This is a genomic window from Tardiphaga sp. 172_B4_N1_3, assembly GCF_052076035.1.
Classification (GTDB): Bacteria; Pseudomonadota; Alphaproteobacteria; order Rhizobiales; family Xanthobacteraceae; genus Tardiphaga; species Tardiphaga robiniae.
Genome location: NZ_CP197238.1, coordinates 6,232,381 through 6,249,085, shown reverse-complemented (window position 1 = coordinate 6,249,085; position 16,705 = coordinate 6,232,381). Strand labels below are relative to the sequence as shown.

General features: G+C 63.4%; 15 protein-coding genes. 12 read left to right on the top strand and 3 right to left on the bottom strand.

What is annotated here, in order from left to right:
- The first annotated feature begins 5 nt into the window (after window positions 1-5).
- Window positions 6-860: a TIGR01459 family HAD-type hydrolase gene (locus AB7783_RS29460; RefSeq protein ID WP_441279590.1), complete on the top strand. Its 855-nt coding sequence runs from the start codon at window positions 6-8 to the stop codon at window positions 858-860.
- 1,148 nt (window positions 861-2,008) lie between these two features.
- On the opposite strand, the gene AB7783_RS29455 is transcribed toward AB7783_RS29460, so the two are convergent.
- Window positions 2,009-2,404 carry a response regulator gene (locus AB7783_RS29455; RefSeq protein ID WP_089263591.1) on the bottom strand — a complete coding sequence of 132 codons (396 nt, stop codon included), beginning with the start codon at window positions 2,402-2,404 and terminating at the stop codon, window positions 2,009-2,011.
- Window positions 2,405-2,664: 260 nt separating this feature from the next.
- Between AB7783_RS29455 and AB7783_RS29450 the strand changes: the two genes are divergently transcribed.
- The 8 genes from AB7783_RS29450 to AB7783_RS29415 all read left to right on the top strand — a co-directional run bounded on the left by AB7783_RS29450 (window position 2,665) and on the right by AB7783_RS29415 (window position 12,516).
- Entirely contained in the window at window positions 2,665-3,636 is a 972-nt protein-coding gene (locus AB7783_RS29450) for a bifunctional riboflavin kinase/FAD synthetase (protein WP_441279589.1), read from the top strand.
- Window positions 3,633-4,193 carry a sugar O-acetyltransferase gene (locus AB7783_RS29445; RefSeq protein ID WP_441279780.1) on the top strand — a complete coding sequence of 187 codons (561 nt, stop codon included), beginning with the start codon at window positions 3,633-3,635 and terminating at the stop codon, window positions 4,191-4,193. The genes AB7783_RS29450 and AB7783_RS29445 overlap by 4 nt, the downstream gene beginning before the upstream one ends.
- A 179-nt stretch (window positions 4,194-4,372) precedes the next feature.
- Window positions 4,373-7,405, top strand: coding sequence for an isoleucine--tRNA ligase (ileS, locus tag AB7783_RS29440; RefSeq protein WP_441279588.1), 3,033 nt, complete (start codon window positions 4,373-4,375; stop codon window positions 7,403-7,405).
- Entirely contained in the window at window positions 7,402-7,899 is a 498-nt protein-coding gene (gene lspA / locus AB7783_RS29435; protein WP_441279587.1) for a signal peptidase II, read from the top strand. The genes ileS and lspA overlap by 4 nt, the downstream gene beginning before the upstream one ends.
- Window positions 7,900-7,999: 100 nt before the next feature.
- Window positions 8,000-8,713 (top strand): hypothetical protein, encoded by a 714-nt coding sequence (locus AB7783_RS29430; protein ID WP_089263592.1) that lies wholly within the window; start codon window positions 8,000-8,002, stop codon window positions 8,711-8,713.
- Between the two features lie 129 nt (window positions 8,714-8,842).
- The gene (locus AB7783_RS29425; protein ID WP_441279586.1) at window positions 8,843-10,240 is read left to right on the top strand and encodes a M16 family metallopeptidase; all 1,398 of its coding nucleotides are present in this window, start codon (window positions 8,843-8,845) and stop codon (window positions 10,238-10,240) included.
- Window positions 10,241-10,269: 29 nt separating this feature from the next.
- Entirely contained in the window at window positions 10,270-11,604 is a 1,335-nt protein-coding gene (locus AB7783_RS29420; RefSeq protein ID WP_441279779.1) for a M16 family metallopeptidase, read from the top strand.
- A 9-nt stretch (window positions 11,605-11,613) separates the two neighbouring features.
- Window positions 11,614-12,516, top strand: coding sequence for a ketopantoate reductase family protein (locus AB7783_RS29415; protein ID WP_441279585.1), 903 nt, complete (start codon window positions 11,614-11,616; stop codon window positions 12,514-12,516).
- Here the strand turns inward: AB7783_RS29415 and AB7783_RS29410 are convergent.
- Window positions 12,513-13,196 carry an ROK family protein gene (locus AB7783_RS29410; RefSeq protein WP_441279584.1) on the bottom strand — a complete coding sequence of 228 codons (684 nt, stop codon included), beginning with the start codon at window positions 13,194-13,196 and terminating at the stop codon, window positions 12,513-12,515. The genes AB7783_RS29415 and AB7783_RS29410 overlap by 4 nt on opposite strands.
- Window positions 13,197-13,351: 155 nt before the next feature.
- Between AB7783_RS29410 and arfB the strand changes: the two genes are divergently transcribed.
- From arfB to mutL, 3 genes are all read left to right on the top strand, one after another.
- A complete protein-coding gene (gene arfB, locus AB7783_RS29405; protein ID WP_089263593.1) occupies window positions 13,352-13,768 on the top strand; it encodes an alternative ribosome rescue aminoacyl-tRNA hydrolase ArfB in 417 nt (138 codons plus the stop codon).
- 45 nt (window positions 13,769-13,813) lie between these two features.
- Window positions 13,814-14,209, top strand: coding sequence for a VOC family protein (locus AB7783_RS29400; protein ID WP_441231683.1), 396 nt, complete (start codon window positions 13,814-13,816; stop codon window positions 14,207-14,209).
- Window positions 14,210-14,378: 169 nt separating this feature from the next.
- A complete protein-coding gene (mutL, locus tag AB7783_RS29395; protein WP_441279583.1) occupies window positions 14,379-16,199 on the top strand; it encodes a DNA mismatch repair endonuclease MutL in 1,821 nt (606 codons plus the stop codon).
- A gap of 111 nt (window positions 16,200-16,310) precedes the next feature.
- On the opposite strand, the gene AB7783_RS29390 is transcribed toward mutL, so the two are convergent.
- Entirely contained in the window at window positions 16,311-16,700 is a 390-nt protein-coding gene (locus AB7783_RS29390) for a VOC family protein (RefSeq protein WP_089261869.1), read from the bottom strand.
- Window positions 16,701-16,705 lie beyond the last annotated feature (5 nt).

Here is a 16,705-nt window from a genome sequence, read left to right as displayed (position 1 = left end):
AATTCATGACCACACTGCGTTTCGTCGAGCGCTTGCGCGACCTCACCGGACATGTCGACGTCGTCCTCAGCGATATCTGGGGCGTCGTCCATAACGGCCTCGAGTCCTTCCCCGAAGCCTGCGAGGCGTTGCATACGTTTCGCGCCAAGGGCGGCACAGTGATCATGATCACCAATGCGCCGCGCCCCGCCGACTCCGTGCAGCGGCAGCTCCGCAAGCTCGGCGTCGCTGACGACACCTATGACGCCATTGTCTCGTCCGGCGACCTCACACGCAATTTCGTCGCGGGCCGGCCGGGTCAGGCGATGTATCTGATCGGACCGGACCGCGACAGTTCGATCCATCGCGGCCTCGATGTGAAGCTCACCCAGCTGGAACAGGCCGATTACATCGTCTGCAGCGGATTGTTCGACGACGAGACCGAATCCGCCGACGACTATCGCGACATGATGAGCCAGGCGCTGGCGCGCAAACTGACGCTCGTATGCGCCAATCCGGACATCATCGTCGAGCGCGGCGACCGCTTGATCTACTGCGCCGGCGCGGTCGCTGAACTCTATCGCGAGATGGGCGGCGAGGTGATCTTCTACGGCAAGCCGCATCGGCCGATCTACGATCAGGCCATGGCGCTGGCCAAGGCGAAGCGCGGCAAGGACACGACGCTGGATCGCGTCCTGGCGATCGGCGATTCCGTGCGCACCGACCTCACCGGCGCGCACGCCTATGGCATCGACCTGCTGTTCGTCACCCGCGGCATCCATGCCGGCGACTTCGAAGGCATCGAACAGATGGGCGCCGCGGAAGTGAAAGAACTGTTCGGCCATCCACCGAAGGCGCTGATGCGCGAATTAAAGTGGTGAGCTGAAACATAGAATGAGATGACGCTCTCGGTCGTCATGGCCGCACAGCGCGAAGCGAGCTTCGCAATAATCCCAGGCTTCTCCCCACGTCATGGCCGGGCTTGACCCGGCCATCCACCTTGTCTTGTGCGACGGTGTGCGGGCCAAGCTGGATCCCCGGGTCGAGCCCGGGGATGACACCTGTGGGTGCGGCGCCTTCGTCGCGCCATCGCAGATTCAACTGTCAAACAGCCACTGCTCTTCAGACATGCGTCATCACCCCCATTGTTTGCGGCGCGGGGGCGCCGTCGTTGCTTGCATTCCCGCCCCCTTGTGAGAGGGCGTGCGGAACGCCAGGTGCCCGTTGCACCCTTGGGCCTGATGCGATGCGGTCTTCCGCAATTGTGAGTGCATCAGGACTTTCGGAGGCGCCGAGCAAGTGCCCGACGTTCCGCCTGCGGTGTTTTTTCGGTTGCCTGCACATCTGCCATGGCGAACGGTCCCATCACCAAAATTAATGTCCCAGGGCGGAGGGACAGGGTAGCCGCAAAGCACTTGGCCGAACGCGTTTCGATTTGGTCGTCCGTCACACTGTCCAGGGCTCTTTCCATCCCAAGGTCGGCCGTCTCCTTGCCAGTGGCAGTGCTGGCGCAGATCCGTCCTGCCCGAAGACAGACGTCACCCATGAACCGCGTGACGCCGCATCTCCGGCGTCCACCGCATCCCACCCCGCGAACGTGACGATCGCGATCGCCCCTCTCGGTGGGGCAGGACGAGGGGGGAATATAATCAAGAAAGGGATACTGTCAACGGGAAATAGGAAAATATGTCCGGGAACGTTCAGCCCGAGTCCATCCCACACTCGTCATTCCGGGGCGCGGCCGGCACTTCCCGGACGCGAACCCGGAATCCCGACATGGGAGTCTCCGTAGAGCCAAACACATCGGGATTCCGGGTTCGCACTTCAGCGGCTCTGCCGCTTGCGTGCGCCCCGGAATGACGAGTGGATCGAGATTCCCCGCCACTCGAATTGGAGTGGCTGAAGTTCGCCTGCGTGTGACGTCGTCGCATTCCGACGCCCCGGAATGACCGGGCGAGCCGAAACGCAAAATGCCCGGCACGAGGCCGGGCATTGCGAAACTCAAAAGCTCTGAGCGAAGCTGCGCGGCTTACGCTGGCACGGTGTCCGGGAACACGGCTTCGATCTTGGTCTTCAGCGTCGCCGCGTTGAACGGCTTGACGATGTAGTTGTTCACGCCGGCCTTCTTGGCGGCAATCACGTTCTCGGTCTTGGATTCTGCCGTGATCATGATGAAAGGGGTCTGCGACAGGTTGGGATCGGCGCGGACTTCCTTGAGCAGGTCGTAGCCCGTCATCGGCTCCATGTTCCAGTCGGAAATCACGAGGCCATACTTCTTGGTACGCATCTTTTCCAGCGCCATCGAACCATCGCTGGCATCGTCGATGTGTTCGAAACCAAGCTGCTTCAGAAGATTGCGAATGATGCGGATCATGGTGTTGTAATCGTCCACCACCAGCACCGTCATCGACAAATCAACCGCCATCTTCATTCCCCCTGAGGCACGATACGCAAATGCAAAAAATGATATTTGCCGTCAGGCAAACCGTTCCAACCGGGATTGGCGAGTATTGCTGTCCGCGGCTTGGGCCAAGAATTAGCAGGGTGGGTTAAATTTCCAGTTAACCGCCCCATGGCGCGAAATTCGTCAAATTCGAGAAGAAAGCCGATTTTACCTTCGCTTGACTTCGACGTGGTGGGCGCGCCACGGTCCCTCACCCGCCAAAACCACCAACGAATCCAATCATGACGACTGCTTTCAGCGTGATCCGCGACACAACGCCTGCCAATGCCATCCCGCGCGGATGCGTCGTGGCAATGGGTAATTTCGACGGCGTCCATCTCGGCCACCGCGCCGTCATCGGTGCTGCGTTACGCATGGCGGAACTGCATAAAACAAGCGCTTTGGCGGTGACCTTCGAGCCGCATCCGCGCAGTTTCTTCAGCCCCAACACACCGCAGTTCCGGCTCTCCGACGAAGCCGCCAAGCTGCGCCTGCTGGCAGGAACCGGCCTCGCCGGCGCCGTCGTGATGACGTTCGACAAGGGACGCGCCAGCACCACGGCGCAAGACTTCATTCACCACGATCTCATTGAGCGTCTCGGCATCAGCGGCATCGCCGTCGGCTACGACTTTCATTTCGGCAAAGGCCGCGTCGGTTCGCCCAGCCTGCTGGCCAACGAAGCGCCGCGCCTCGGCATCGAGGTCGACATCCAGCCGCATGTCGATATCGATGAGCGCCCGGTGTCTTCGACGGCCATCCGCATGGCCTTGGCTGAGGGCCAGGTGACCGAGGCCACGGAGATGCTGAACGGGCCGTGGTTCGTCACCGGCGAAGTGATCCACGGCAAAAAGCTCGGCCGCGACCTTGGCTATCCCACCGCCAATATCCGCCTGAATAACAATTGCGGCCTCAAGCACGGCATCTACGCCGTGCGGGTCGGCCGCGGAAACGAGCGCTTCGACGGCGTTGCATCCTTTGGCCGCCGCCCGACCTTCGATAACGGCGCGCCTTTGCTCGAAGTGTTCCTGTTCGACTTCAAGGGCGACCTTTACGGCCAGGCACTGGACGTCGCCTTCATTGCCTTCATCCGCGATGAAATGAAATTCGAGGGCATCGAACCCCTGATCCGCCAGATGGACGACGACAGCGCCAGGGCGCGGGCCGCGCTGGCGGCTGCACCGGATGCGTTTCCGAAACTGGGAGACATCGACTGACCAGGACCGAAAAGCAGAAAATGCTCGCCGGCGAACTCTATCGCCCCGGCAGCCCCGAACTGGTCGCTGACGAGAAGGCCAACAAGGCCTGGCTCGCGAAATACAACGCGCAGCTGGACCGGCCCGTGGCCGAACGACGGACACTGCTCGCCGAGCATTTCGGCAAGGTCGGCGCCGACTGCGTGATCCGGCCGCCGTTCTTCTGCGACTACGGCTACAACATCCATCTCGGCGACAGTGTTTTCCTGAATTTCAACTGCGTGATCCTGGACATCGTCGCGGTCACCATCGGCGACCGCACCCAAATCGGCCCGGCCGTGCAGATCTACGCCGCCGACCATCCCCGGGACGGCGAGACCCGCCGCAGCGGGCTGGAATTCGGCCGGCCGGTCAAAATCGGCGCCGATGTCTGGATCGGCGGCGGGGCCATTATCGTGCCCGGTGTCACCATCGGTGACGGCGCCGTGATCGGGGCCGGCAGCGTCGTGACCCGGGACGTTCCGGACGGCGCCACCGTGGCAGGCAATCCGGCCCGGGTGATTGGCAAACGGGGCTAATCCGACCCTTTGCGATCGTCTCCCCGGCTGCTATTGAGTGCCGGATGTCTGCACGGCGCCCCATCATAAGCATTATCGGCCCGGCTTCCGCCTGAGCTTCGCTCGGCGCAAGACCGGGACCGTCCAGTTTCATCGCGTTTTCACGCGTTTCAGCGCCATTCGAGCAAGCCAGAGCCATTATGTCCGACAAGCCCGCCAAATCTGATACCCACGACTATTCCAAGACCCTCTATTTGCCGCAGACCGAATTTCCGATGCGCGCCGGACTGCCGACCAGCGAGCCGAAAATGCTGGCGCGCTGGAACGAGATCGACCTCTACGGCAAGCTGCGCGAGACCGCCAAGGGCAAGCCGAAATTCGTGCTGCATGACGGCCCGCCCTACGCCAATGGCAACATCCATATCGGGCATGCGCTCAACAAGATCCTCAAGGACGTGGTGACCAAGAGCCAGCAGATGCTGGGCTTTGACTCGAACTACGTGCCGGGCTGGGACTGTCACGGCCTGCCGATCGAGTGGAAGATCGAGGAAGAGAACTACCGCTCCAAGGGCAAGGTCAAGCCGAACTTCAAGGACGGCGCGGCGATGATCGCGTTCCGCCAGGAATGCCGTGCCTATGCCAACAAGTGGCTCGACATCCAGCGCGAGGAATTCAAGCGACTCGGCATCATCGGCGACTGGGCCGGCCGCTACGCCACCATGGACTATTTCGCCGAAGCGCAGATCGCCCGCGAGCTGATGAAGTTCGCGGCCAATGGCACGCTGTATCGCGGATCGAAGCCTGTGATGTGGAGCGTGGTCGAGAAGACCGCGCTGGCCGAAGCCGAAGTCGAATATGAGGACTACACGTCGGATGCGGTATGGGTGAAATTCCCCGTGGCCGCCGAATTCGGCCGGCTCGCCAAGGCCGCGGTGGTGATCTGGACCACCACGCCATGGACGCTGCCGGCCAATCGCGCCATCTCGTTCTCCAGCAAGATCTCTTACGGCCTCTATGAAGTCACCGAGGCGCCGGAGGATAACTGGCTGAAGACCGGCGATCTGCTGATCCTCGCCGACGCGCTGGCCGAGAGCGTGTTCAAGCAGGCGCGCGTGACGTCCTGGAAGAAGAGCAGCGAGCTGTCGTCCGATATCCTCGAGGATCTGGAATGCCGTCATCCGCTCAAGGGTCTCGCCGGCGGCTATGACTTCATCGTGCCGCTGCTCGACGGCGATCACGTCACCGACGATACCGGCACCGGCTTCGTGCATACCGCGCCAAGCCACGGCCGCGACGACTTCGATATCTGGACGTCGAATGGCCGCCAGCTCACCGAGCGCGGCATCGCTACCACGATCCCCTACACGGTCGATGAGAACGGCGCGCTGACCGAACAGGCGCCGGGCTTCGCCGGCACCCGCGTGATCAACGACAAGGGCGAGAAGGGCGACGCCAACGAGGCCGTCATCAAGGCGCTGGTCGAGCGCGGCATGCTGGTGGCGCGTGCGCGCCTGAAGCATCAGTATCCGCATTCCTGGCGCTCCAAGAAGCCGGTGATCTATCGCAACACGCCGCAATGGTTCATCGCGATGGACAAGGACATTTTGGAAGTGAACGCTCCCGGCAAGCCGGGAGCTATGGCGGACGACGGCAAGGCGAAGCCCGGCGACACGCTGCGTCACCGTGCCCTCGAAGCCATCAAGGTCACGCAATGGGTGCCGGCCACCGGCCAGAACCGCATCAACGGCATGATCAACACCAAGCCCGACTGGGTGATCTCGCGCCAGCGCGCCTGGGGCGTGCCGATCGCGGTGTTCGTGCGCGAGAAAGGCGACGGCTCTGCCGAGATCCTGCAGGATGAGGCCGTCAACAAGCGCATTGCCGACGCCTTCGAGAAGGAAGGCGCCGACGCCTGGTATGCCGAAGGCGCGCGTGAACATTTCCTCGGCTCGCTTGCCAATGAAGAGTGGAAGAAGGTCGACGACATCTGCGACGTCTGGTTCGATTCAGGCTCCACACACGCCTTCGTGCTCGAAGACCCCGTGCACTTCCCCGGCCTTGCCGGCATCAAGCGCAAGGCCCAGGGCGGCGCGGACACCGTCATGTATCTGGAAGGCTCCGACCAGCACCGCGGCTGGTTCCAGTCGTCGCTGCTGGAGAGCAGCGGCACCCGCGGCCGCGCACCGTTCGACGTCGTGCTGACCCACGGCTTCACGCTCGACGAAAACGGTCGCAAGATGTCGAAATCGATCGGCAACACCATCGAGCCGCAGAAGATCATCAAGGACTCCGGCGCCGACATCCTGCGCCTGTGGGTCTGCGCCACCGATTATGCCGACGACCAGCGCATCGGCCCGGAGATCATCAAGAACACCATCGAGACCTATCGCAAGCTGCGCAACAGCGTGCGCTGGATGCTCGGCAGCCTCGCGCACTTCCACGACGAGGAGCGCGTCAGGGCAGACGATATGCCGGAGCTCGAACGGCTGATGCTGCATCGTCTCTCGGAAGTCGATGCGGTGGTGCGACAAGCCTATGCCGATTTCGACTACAAGACGGTGGTGGCCACACTCGCCGCCTTCATGAACACCGAACTGTCGGCCTTCTACTTCGACATCCGCAAGGACACGCTGTATTGCGACGCGCCGTCGTCGGTGACACGCAAGGCGTCGCTGACCGTGATCGATTACCTGTTCCGTTCGATCGTGACCTGGTTCGCACCCATTCTGAGCTTCACCGCCGAAGAAGCATGGCTGTCGCGCTATGGCAGCAGCTCCGTGTCGGTGCATCTCGAAACGTTCCAGAAGACGCTGCCGGCATGGCGTAACGAGGCGCTCGCCGCGAAATGGGAAACCATCCGCAATGTGCGCCGCGTCGTCACCGGCGCGCTGGAAGTCGAGCGCGCTGCCAAGAACATCGGCTCGTCGCTGGAGGCCTCACCGCTGATCCATGTCACAGACCCCGCGATCTTTGCCATACTGGCCGACGTCGATCTTGCGGAGATCTGCATCACCTCGAATGCGATGCTGACCAATGCCGAAGCACCCGCAGGCGCCTTCGCGCTGAACGACGTGCCCAGCGTTGCCGTGGTCGTGGAAAAGGCCGTCGGCACCAAATGTGCGCGGTCGTGGAAGATCCTGCCGACCGTGGGTGAGGACAAGGAGTATCCCGACGTCACCCCGCGCGACGCGCAAGCACTGCGGGAGTGGAAGGCGCTGGGAGTGGCTGTTTGAAACCAGCCGTCCGCTCCGGGCTGATCGCAGCCATCGTCATCCTGATCCTCGATCAGGCGACGAAGTTGTGGCTGCTCTATGCCTTCGATCTCGGCCATCGCGGCGTGGTCCCGGTCACGCCGTTCTTCGATCTCGTCCTGGCCTGGAATACCGGCATCAGCTACGGCTGGTTCTCCGATTCCGGCCCCACCGGCCAGGTCGTGCTGGTGGCCATCAAGGCGATCGCGGTGGTGGCGCTGGCCGTCTGGATGGCGAAATCGGAGACCAAACTGGCCACGATCGGGCTGGGGCTGATCATCGGGGGCGCGATCGGCAATGCCATCGACCGGTTCGCCTATGGCGCCGTGGTCGATTTCGCCCTCCTTCACGTGGAAATCGCCGGCAAGACCTACAACTGGTACGTGTTTAACCTTGCCGATGTCGCCATTGTTGCCGGTGTAGCGGCCCTGCTGTATGACTCTTTCTTCACGGTACCCGCCGCAAAAGCGCCCTGATCCCAGCCGATACGCAAGGCCAAGGGCGATACCAGCGGAACCGCACCAGGATTCTTCGGATTCTTGCCGATCCGCCAGATATTTGAACAGGATGAACACGATGCGCGAGACCGAAACCGGTTGGGCTCTGCACACTTCATCGGGCGCCTGGATGCGCGCCCTGCGCCTTACCGCCGTTGCCCTTAGCGTTGGTCTCGTGATGTCCGCTGGTGCCGCACGCGCCCAGGACGCCGAGGAAGAAGACCAGCCATTCGAGCAGAAGGTCATCAAGCAGATCATGACCGGTCTCGGCGGCACCAACATGGAAAACACCGGGATCGACTACCGCGAGCGCTCGCCGCTGGTGGTCCCGCCGAAGATCGACCTGCCGCCGCCGGATGCCAAGGGCCCCGCGCCTGTCGCCAACTGGCCGAAGGATCCGGATGTACAGCAGCGCCGCGCAGCCGCCGCCAACGCCAAGACCGGACGTCCGGAAGAAGTGCTGGAAGCCGCGCGTCCGTTAACCCCGCGCGAGATGGCGCCGAAGCGCGCACGTGGCGCCTCGTCCGCCGTGGACAATTCCTCACCAGGCGATCCGAACAAGAACATCGTGCTGAGCCCGAAGCAGCTCGGCTATGAGGGTGGCCTGTTCAAGAACATGTTCGGCAGCAACAAGGGTGAGACCGCCGAATTCAAGGGCGAGCCGACACGCGAGTCGCTGACCCAGCCGCCAGCCGGTTACCAGACGCCTGCCTCGGGCTATGCCTATGGCACCGGGCCGAAGGAAACCATGAAGAACGATTACAACATCAACCCGATGACGGGTAAGTTCTGATCGCAGCGCTCCCTTTGCGCCGCCATTCCAAAGACGTCCTTTCACTGCGATCAGCCTGCACGCGCGGATGTGTCCCGCGCGATGGCTTGGTCACGCCTTTCCCCATGCTTTGGAGCTGTTAGCCCCGCCATGACCTCTTCATTCCGACTTGCCGCACGATCCGTCGCAGTCGTCGCTTTGCTGCTCGCTCCCGCCCTCGCCATATCGGGCGCCCGCGCACAGACGGTGACGGCGAAACCGCCAACCACGTTCAAGCTCGATAACGGCATGCAGGTCGTGGTGATCGAGGATCACCGCACGCCCGTCGTGACGCAGATGATCTGGTATAAGGTTGGCTCGGCCGACGAGACGCCGGGCAAGTCAGGCTTGGCGCATTTCCTCGAACATCTGATGTTCAAGGGCACAGCGAAACATCCGGTCGGTGAATTCTCGCAGACCGTGCAGCGCGTCGGCGGCGAGGAGAACGCTTTCACCTCGACCGACTATACCGGCTACTACCAGCGCATCAGCAAGGACCAGCTGGGCAAGATGATGGAATTCGAGGCCGATCGCATGACCGGCCTGGTGCTGAAGGACGAGAACGTGCTGCCCGAGCGCGACGTCGTGCTGGAAGAATACAACATGCGCGTCGCCAACAGCCCGGATGCTCGGCTGTCCGAGCAGATCATGGCCGCGCTCTATCTCAACCATCCCTATGGCCGCCCGATCATCGGCTGGCATCAGGAGATCGAGAAGCTCGACCGCGAGGATGCGCTCGCCTTCTACAAGCGCTTCTACGCCCCCAACAATGCGACGCTGATCATCGCCGGCGATGTCGACCCGACGGAGATCCGCCCGATGGTGGAGCGCACCTATGGCGTGGTCCCGGCGCAACCGGCGATCCCCGAACGCCGCATGCGCCCACAGGAGCCGACGCCCGCCGCGCCGCGCACGGTGACGCTCTCCGATCCGCGTGTCGAACAGACAAGCCTGCGCCGCTACTATCTGGTGCCATCGGCCACCACCGCTGCGGCCGGCGAGAGCCAGGCACTCGATGTGCTCGGCCAGTTGATCGGCGGCGGCGCGAACTCCTATCTCTACCGCGCCCTCGTCATCGACAAACAGCTCGCGATCAATGCCGGTGCCAGCTATCAGGGTACCGCGCTCGACAGCGCACAGTTCATGATTTCAGCCTCGCCGAAGCCGGGCACCGAATTCGCCGATATCGAAAAGACCATCGACGCCGTGATCGCCGACCTCGCGACCAACCCGGTGCCGGCTGCCGACCTCGAACGCGTCAAGACGCAGCTCGTCGCCGAAGCCACCTATGCACAGGACAGCCAGGCCTCACTGGCGCGCTGGTATGGCGCGGCACTCACCACGGGCCTCAGCGTCGAGGACATCCGTAGCTGGCCCGACCGCATCAAGGCGGTCACCGCCGAACAGGTGCGCGCAGCCGCCCAGACCTGGCTCGACAAGAAGCGCTCGGTCACCGGCTATCTGATCAAGGATACATCTGCGCCGAAGCGCGAGGAGAAGCGGTCGTGAGCATCATCTTCAACGCCGGCCGCCTCGGCATTGCCGTCGCCACCGCCTTCTCACTTGTCACCCTGACGGTGACGCCATCTTTCGCCGCCGCCAAGGTGCAGCGGCTCGTGACGCCGGGCGGCATCGAAGCCTGGTTCGTGCAGGATGCAACCGTTCCCCTGATCGCAATGGAATATGCGTTCGGCGGCGGTGCGGCACAGGATCCGAAGGATAAATCCGGCACTGCCAACATGGTGGCCAGCCTGATGGACGAAGGCGCGGGCGATCTCGATTCCACGACCTTCCGCGATCGCATGGAACGCCGCGCCATCGAGCTCAACTTCAACGCCCAGCGCGATTACCTGCGTGGCTCGCTGCGCATGCTGAAAGAGCATCGTGACGAAGCATTCGACCTCGCCCGCCTCGCTTTGACGTCGCCACGCTTCGACGCTCCCGATGTCGAGCGCATCCGCGCGCAGATCATGTCCGGCCTGCGCCGCGAAACCTCGAACCCGAATTCGCTGGCGACGCGCAAGTTTCTGCAGGTGGCATTCGGCGACCATCCCTATAGCCGGCCGTCCAATGGCAGCCTGACCGACGTGCCGACCATCAATGTCGACGACATCAAGGCCTACAAGCAACGCATCGTCGCGAAAGACACGCTGAAGATTGCGGTGGTCGGTGACATCGATTCCGACACGCTCGCGACATTGCTGGACAAGACCTTCGGCGGCCTGCCCGCCAAGGCGACACTGACGCCGATCCCGGAAGTCACAGCGGCCAAGCCGCCGCAGAAGGAATCCGTGACGCTGGACGTGCCGCAGACGGTCATCACCTTCGGCAGCCCCGGCGTCAAACGCGACGATCCGAACTTCATGGCTGCCTATATCGTCAATCACATCCTCGGCGGCGGCACGCTGTCGTCGCGGCTGTATCACGAAGTGCGCGAGAAGCGCGGCCTGGTCTATTCCGTCAGTGGCTCGCTGCTGTGGATGCAGCATTCCGGCATCTATATCGGCAGCACCGCGACTCGCGCCGACCGGGCCACCGAGACGGTCGATACCGTGACCAGCGAAGTAAAACGCATGGCCGAGCAGGGTCCGACCCAGCGCGAGCTGGACGAGGCGAAGTCCTATCTCAAGGGTTCGCAGATGCTGGCGCTCGACACGTCGTCGAAACTGGCCGGCGCGCTGCTGCAATACCAGCTCGACAGACTGCCGATCGATTACATCGAGAAGCGCAATGCCGTGGTCGACGCTGTGACGCTGGATCAGGCCAAGGCGGCAGCCAAGAAGCTGTGGGCGGATGGCCTGCTGACCGTCGTCGTCGGCCGCGCGCCGCAGGCGGCCGCAGCGCCGGTGGCCCCGGCGCCGAAGGCCAACTGAGGCGCCGCCATGCGGATCGCGGTGATCGGTGCTGGCGCGGTCGGCTGCTACTATGGCGCCAAGCTGCTGCGCGCCGGCCATGACGTGACATTGGTCGGACGCCAGATCCATGTCGATGCGATCAATGCGCACGGCCTTCGGTTCGAGAGCGCCGAGTTCGACGGTTTCATTCCAGCGAAGGCGGTGACGCAGAGCACCGATCTCGCGCCGCCGGACCTCGTTCTGTTCGCCGTGAAGTCCGGCGATACCGACAGTTCGGCGGCCGCGCTGAAGCCGGTGCTCAAAGCCAATTCCATCGTGCTGAGCTTGCAGAACGGCGTCGACAATCCCGAGCGCCTGCGCGCCATCCTCAGCCAGCCGGTGATCGCTGCAGCGGTCTATGTGGCCGCCGAGATGCCGGGTCCAGGCCACATTAAGCACAACGGACGCGGCGAGTTGATCATCGGCGCATCGCCCGAGAGCGACGCGCTTGCGAAGCTGCTGTCCGATGCCGGCGTGCCGACCGCCGTCGCCGGAGACATCGACGCGGTGCAGTGGTCCAAGCTTATCAACAACTGCGCCTATAACGCGCTGTCGGCGGTGGCCGGGATTGCCTATGGCGAGATGTTCAAGGTCGAGGGCGTGCCTGACATCGTGACCGATGCCGTTACCGAATGCCTAGCTGTAGCGCGCGCCTGCGGCGTGTCGCTGCCCGCCGACCTCCTGGACAAGACCCTCGCCCTCGCCGCCAGCATGCCGCTTCAGCAATCGTCGACGTCGCAGGATCTCGCGCGTGGCAAGCCGTCGGAGATCGACTTCCTCAACGGCTTCATTGTCCGCAAGGGCCTGGAGCATGGGATTCCGACGCCAACCAACCATGCGCTGCAGGTCATGGTGAAGCTGGTCGAACGCAGCGGGTCACGGCGGTCCTAGCCGCGCTTCACGGGCTTCGGTGGATCCCAGAGCCGGAAGCCGCCTTTGAACGCATTCGCGTTGTCGCCGCGCCGGGTCTTGCGCGGGAGTTTGTCGAGCATCCACACATTGCCACCGCCGAGCACCGTATAGTCGGGCTCCAGCGCAGCCGTCAGATCAGCAACGACATCAGCCACGCGCTGCCGCCACTTCTTCTTGCCCAGCCGCTTCAGGCCGGCTGCGCCGACATAATCCTCGAATGTCTTGTGACGATAGGGCAGATGACCGAGCTCCATCGGCTCGGACAGACCATCGATGATCATGGCCGCACCCAGTCCGGTGCCGAGGCCGAGAAACAGCATCCGGCCGCCATCATAGCTGCCGACCGCTTGCATCATGGCGTCGTTCACAAGCTTCGTGGGCTTGCGGAATGCCCGTTCGAAATCGAAACCCTTCCAGCCCGTGCCGAGATTGTGTGGCTCCTTGAGCGGACGATTGCCGGCCACCGGGCCGGGATAGCCGGCTGAGACGACGTCATAGCGCCAGTCTTTAGTCAGCGCCTTGACCTTGCGCACCATTTCCTTCGCGGACAGGTCTGGACCGGATTCGAATTCGCGTTTGATCCCTTCACGGCTGGTCATCACCTTCACATGGGTACCGCCGATATCGATGGTGAGAATATTGCGGGGGGTCTTGGTCATGAGACGTCCGGATTGACTGATGGTGCAACGATAAGCCTCGGCAGGGCGCCAGTTCCAGCATTGCCGCTATGTCCCGGGCATATCTTTGCGATCTGCGATCAAGCGCACGGGTGCACCAAGCAAAACGCGGTATCCTGTGCTACGGAGACAGAATGCTGCTCCGGATCACCCGCTCCATCGCCATCGACGAAGACGATATCGATATCGTCTTCGTCCGCGCGTCCGGACCTGGCGGACAGAACGTCAACAAGGTTTCCACCGCCGCGCAATTGCGCTTCGACAGCCGCAAGCTGGCGCTGCCGGAGGACACCGCGATCCGCCTGCGCACCCTCGCCGGCCAGCGCATGACCAAGGACGGCGTGATCGTGATCCACGCCCAGCGCTTCCGCACCCAGGAGCGCAACAAGGCCGACGCCATCGAGCGGCTGGTCGAACTGATGCAGGAAGCCGCCTTCCGGCAGGCGCCGCGGCGGGCCACCAAGCCGACGCTCGGCTCGAAAATGCGCCGCCTCGACGGCAAGAAGCGCCGCAGCGACGTCAAGGCTGGCCGCGGCGGGCGTTTCGACGACTGAGCGGCGGAGCTACCACTCCGAACCATCTCTTCAAGGAATACCCCGATGGCCAAACCCGTTCACTCCATGATCCGCGTGCTCGACGAAGCGCGCGCACTGGACTTCTACAAACGCGCTTTTGGCCTCGAGATTGCCGAGCGCATCGCATTTCCCGACTTTGCGCTGATCTATCTGCGCCACCCCTCCTCGCCCTTCGAACTCGAACTGACGGTGAATTTCGACCGCACCGAGCCCTATGTGCTGGGCGACGGTTACGGCCATCTCGCCGTCGTCGTGGACGACGTGGCGGCGGAACATGCCCGCTTCGAGCGCGAGAAGCTCGCGCCCGGGCCGCTGCGCGATTTCAAGCATGAGGGCCGCACGCTGGCGCAGTTCTTCTTCGCCACCGACCCCGACGGCTACAAGATCGAGGTGATCCAGAAAGGCGGCCGATTCGCTTAAAGCGTTTTCGAGCGAAGTGGATACCGGTTCGCGTCAGGAAAACGCGTCGAAACAAAAAGCCAGAACCGGGGAAAAGCGGGCTGCGGCGGGGACATCAGGCGCCCGGGGCCATAGAATGGCGCTTCAGGTTCCCTACATATCCCCGACCCATCACCACGCCCCGAGATCCATGCCCGTCCGCCAATTACCCGAAACCATCGTCAACCGCATCGCCGCCGGCGAGGTGGTCGAGCGGCCGGCCAGTGTCGTGAAAGAGCTGGTGGAGAATGCCATCGATGCCGGCGCCTCCCGGGTCGAGATTTTCACCGATGGTGGCGGACGGCGGAAGATCGCCATCACCGATGACGGCGGCGGCATGACTCATGGCGATCTCACCCTGGCCGTGGACCGCCACGCCACCTCGAAGCTCGATGACGAGGACCTGCTGCAGATCCGCACCCTCGGTTTTCGCGGCGAGGCCCTGCCCTCCATCGGGTCGGTGGCGCGGCTGAGCATCACCACACGCCACGCGTCGGAACCGCATGCCTGGTCGCGTACCGTCGATGGCGGCGAGAAATCGCCGATCGCGCCCGCCGCGCTGTCGCAGGGCACCCGCGTCGAGGTCAGCGATCTGTTCTACGCGACGCCTGCCCGGCTGAAATTTCTCAAGACCGACCGCACCGAAGCCGACGCGATCCGCGAAGTCGTCCGCCGCCTCGCAATGGCGCGGCCGGATATCGCCTTCACCATGGCCGGCGAAGAACGCGCACCGGTGACATGGGCGGCGGCCCTGCCCGGGCCGGCCGGACAGTTGACGCGGCTTGGCGACATTCTCGGGCCTGAGTTTCGTCTCAGTGCCATTGAAGTGCGCAGCGAGCGCGAAGGCGTGGTGGTTGAAGGTTTTGCTGCGGCGCCATCGCTGACCCGCGCCAATGCGCTTGGACAGTATCTGTTCGTCAATGGCCGTCCGGTCCGCGACAAGCTGATCATCGGTGCGGTGCGCGCAGCCTATTCCGATTATCTGCCCCGCGACCGCCATCCGATCGTCGCGCTGTTCGTCACGCTCGACCCAACGGAGGTCGATGCCAATGTGCATCCGGCCAAGACCGAAGTGCGTTTCCGCAATGCCGGGCTGGTGCGCGGGCTGATCGTGCATGCCCTGAAAGAAGGCCTCGCCCGCGAAGGACGCCGCACCGCGGCAAATAGCGACGGCGCCGTGCTGGACTCGTTCCGCCCCAACTTCGCCCCGAATTTTGCGCCGCGCCCGAATGCGAACTGGGACTGGCAGCGCTCGCCGGCCTATCCGGTCAATCCAATGCCGGGCTTCGATGGTTCGGCGGCGTTTGCCGAACGCAGCCAGGCGGCATTCGATGTCGGCACGCCCACGGCCGATGTGCGTTTTGAAGAGACGCCGCAGACCGATCTGGTCGACCGGCCGCTCGGTGCCGCGCGTGCGCAGGTGCATGAGAACTACATCATCGCGCAGACCCGCGACGGCATGATCGTGGTCGATCAGCACGCCGCGCATGAACGTATCGTCTATGAGCGGCTGAAGGCATCACTGGCCGCCAATGGCGTGCAGCGACAGATCCTGCTGATCCCCGAGATCGTCGAAATGGACGAGGCCATCGTGGAGAAACTGTTCGATCGCGCCGAGGAACTCGCAAGCTATGGCCTCGCCATCGACAGTTTCGGCCCCGGCGCCATTGCCGTGCGCGAGACACCGTCGCTGCTCGGCAAGACCAATGCCGCGTCGCTGCTGCGCGATCTCGCCGAACATATGGCCGAATGGGACGAGGCGCTGCCGCTGGAGCGCCGGCTGCTGCATGTGGCCGCGACCATGGCCTGCCACGGCTCGGTGCGCTCAGGCCGCCGCCTGCGGCCCGAGGAAATGAACGCCCTGCTGCGCGAAATGGAAGACACGCCAAATTCCGGCCAGTGCAATCACGGCCGGCCGACTTATGTCGAGCTGAAGCTCAGCGATATCGAGAAGCTGTTCGGGCGACGATAGACCCCTCAGCCGTCATTGCGAGCGCAGCGAAGCAATCCAGAGCCGCAAGCGAAGACTGGATTGCCGCGTCGCTTCGCTCCTCGCAATGACGTGGACGGGCTGGTGCTCGACTCACGTATATTTCGGATCGCGCTCGAGCAGCTCGATCGACACGCCCTGCGGCGCGCGGATGAAGCAGATGCGCAGGCCGGGCTTCAGCGTATGGGGCTCCTTGGTGAACTCGACGCCCTTGGCCTTCAGCGAAGCGGCCACGGCATCGATGTCCTTCACCTTCAGGCCGAAATGATCGAGGCCCTGATAGGGCGTGACCGGCGGCGGGTTGACGCCCATTTCCGGCGTCACGGGGGCCAGGAAGATCATGCCGCCGCCGAGCCTGATATCGATGCGGCCAGGCGCGCGCAGAATCTCCGCGCCGAGCATGTCGGCAAACCACTGCGCGGTGGCTTCGGTGTCCGGCGTGCGGATATGGACGTGATCCCAGGTGTATTCGATCGCAGACATCGGCG

What these genes read in the sequence shown, in the direction of transcription:
- AB7783_RS29460 (WP_441279590.1), top strand. Translation starts at nt 6, where the DNA reads ATGACCACACTGCGTTTCGTCGAGCGCTTGCGCGACCTCACCGGACAT.
- AB7783_RS29455 (WP_089263591.1), bottom strand. Translation starts at nt 2,404, where the DNA reads ATGGCGGTTGATTTGTCGATGACGGTGCTGGTGGTGGACGATTACAAC.
- AB7783_RS29450 (WP_441279589.1), top strand. Translation starts at nt 2,665, where the DNA reads ATGACGACTGCTTTCAGCGTGATCCGCGACACAACGCCTGCCAATGCC.
- ileS (WP_441279588.1), top strand. Translation starts at nt 4,373, where the DNA reads ATGTCCGACAAGCCCGCCAAATCTGATACCCACGACTATTCCAAGACC.
- AB7783_RS29430 (WP_089263592.1), top strand. Translation starts at nt 8,000, where the DNA reads ATGCGCGAGACCGAAACCGGTTGGGCTCTGCACACTTCATCGGGCGCC.
- AB7783_RS29425 (WP_441279586.1), top strand. Translation starts at nt 8,843, where the DNA reads ATGACCTCTTCATTCCGACTTGCCGCACGATCCGTCGCAGTCGTCGCT.
- AB7783_RS29415 (WP_441279585.1), top strand. Translation starts at nt 11,614, where the DNA reads ATGCGGATCGCGGTGATCGGTGCTGGCGCGGTCGGCTGCTACTATGGC.
- AB7783_RS29410 (WP_441279584.1), bottom strand. Translation starts at nt 13,196, where the DNA reads ATGACCAAGACCCCCCGCAATATTCTCACCATCGATATCGGCGGTACC.
- AB7783_RS29400 (WP_441231683.1), top strand. Translation starts at nt 13,814, where the DNA reads ATGGCCAAACCCGTTCACTCCATGATCCGCGTGCTCGACGAAGCGCGC.
- mutL (WP_441279583.1), top strand. Translation starts at nt 14,379, where the DNA reads ATGCCCGTCCGCCAATTACCCGAAACCATCGTCAACCGCATCGCCGCC.
- AB7783_RS29390 (WP_089261869.1), bottom strand. Translation starts at nt 16,700, where the DNA reads ATGTCTGCGATCGAATACACCTGGGATCACGTCCATATCCGCACGCCG.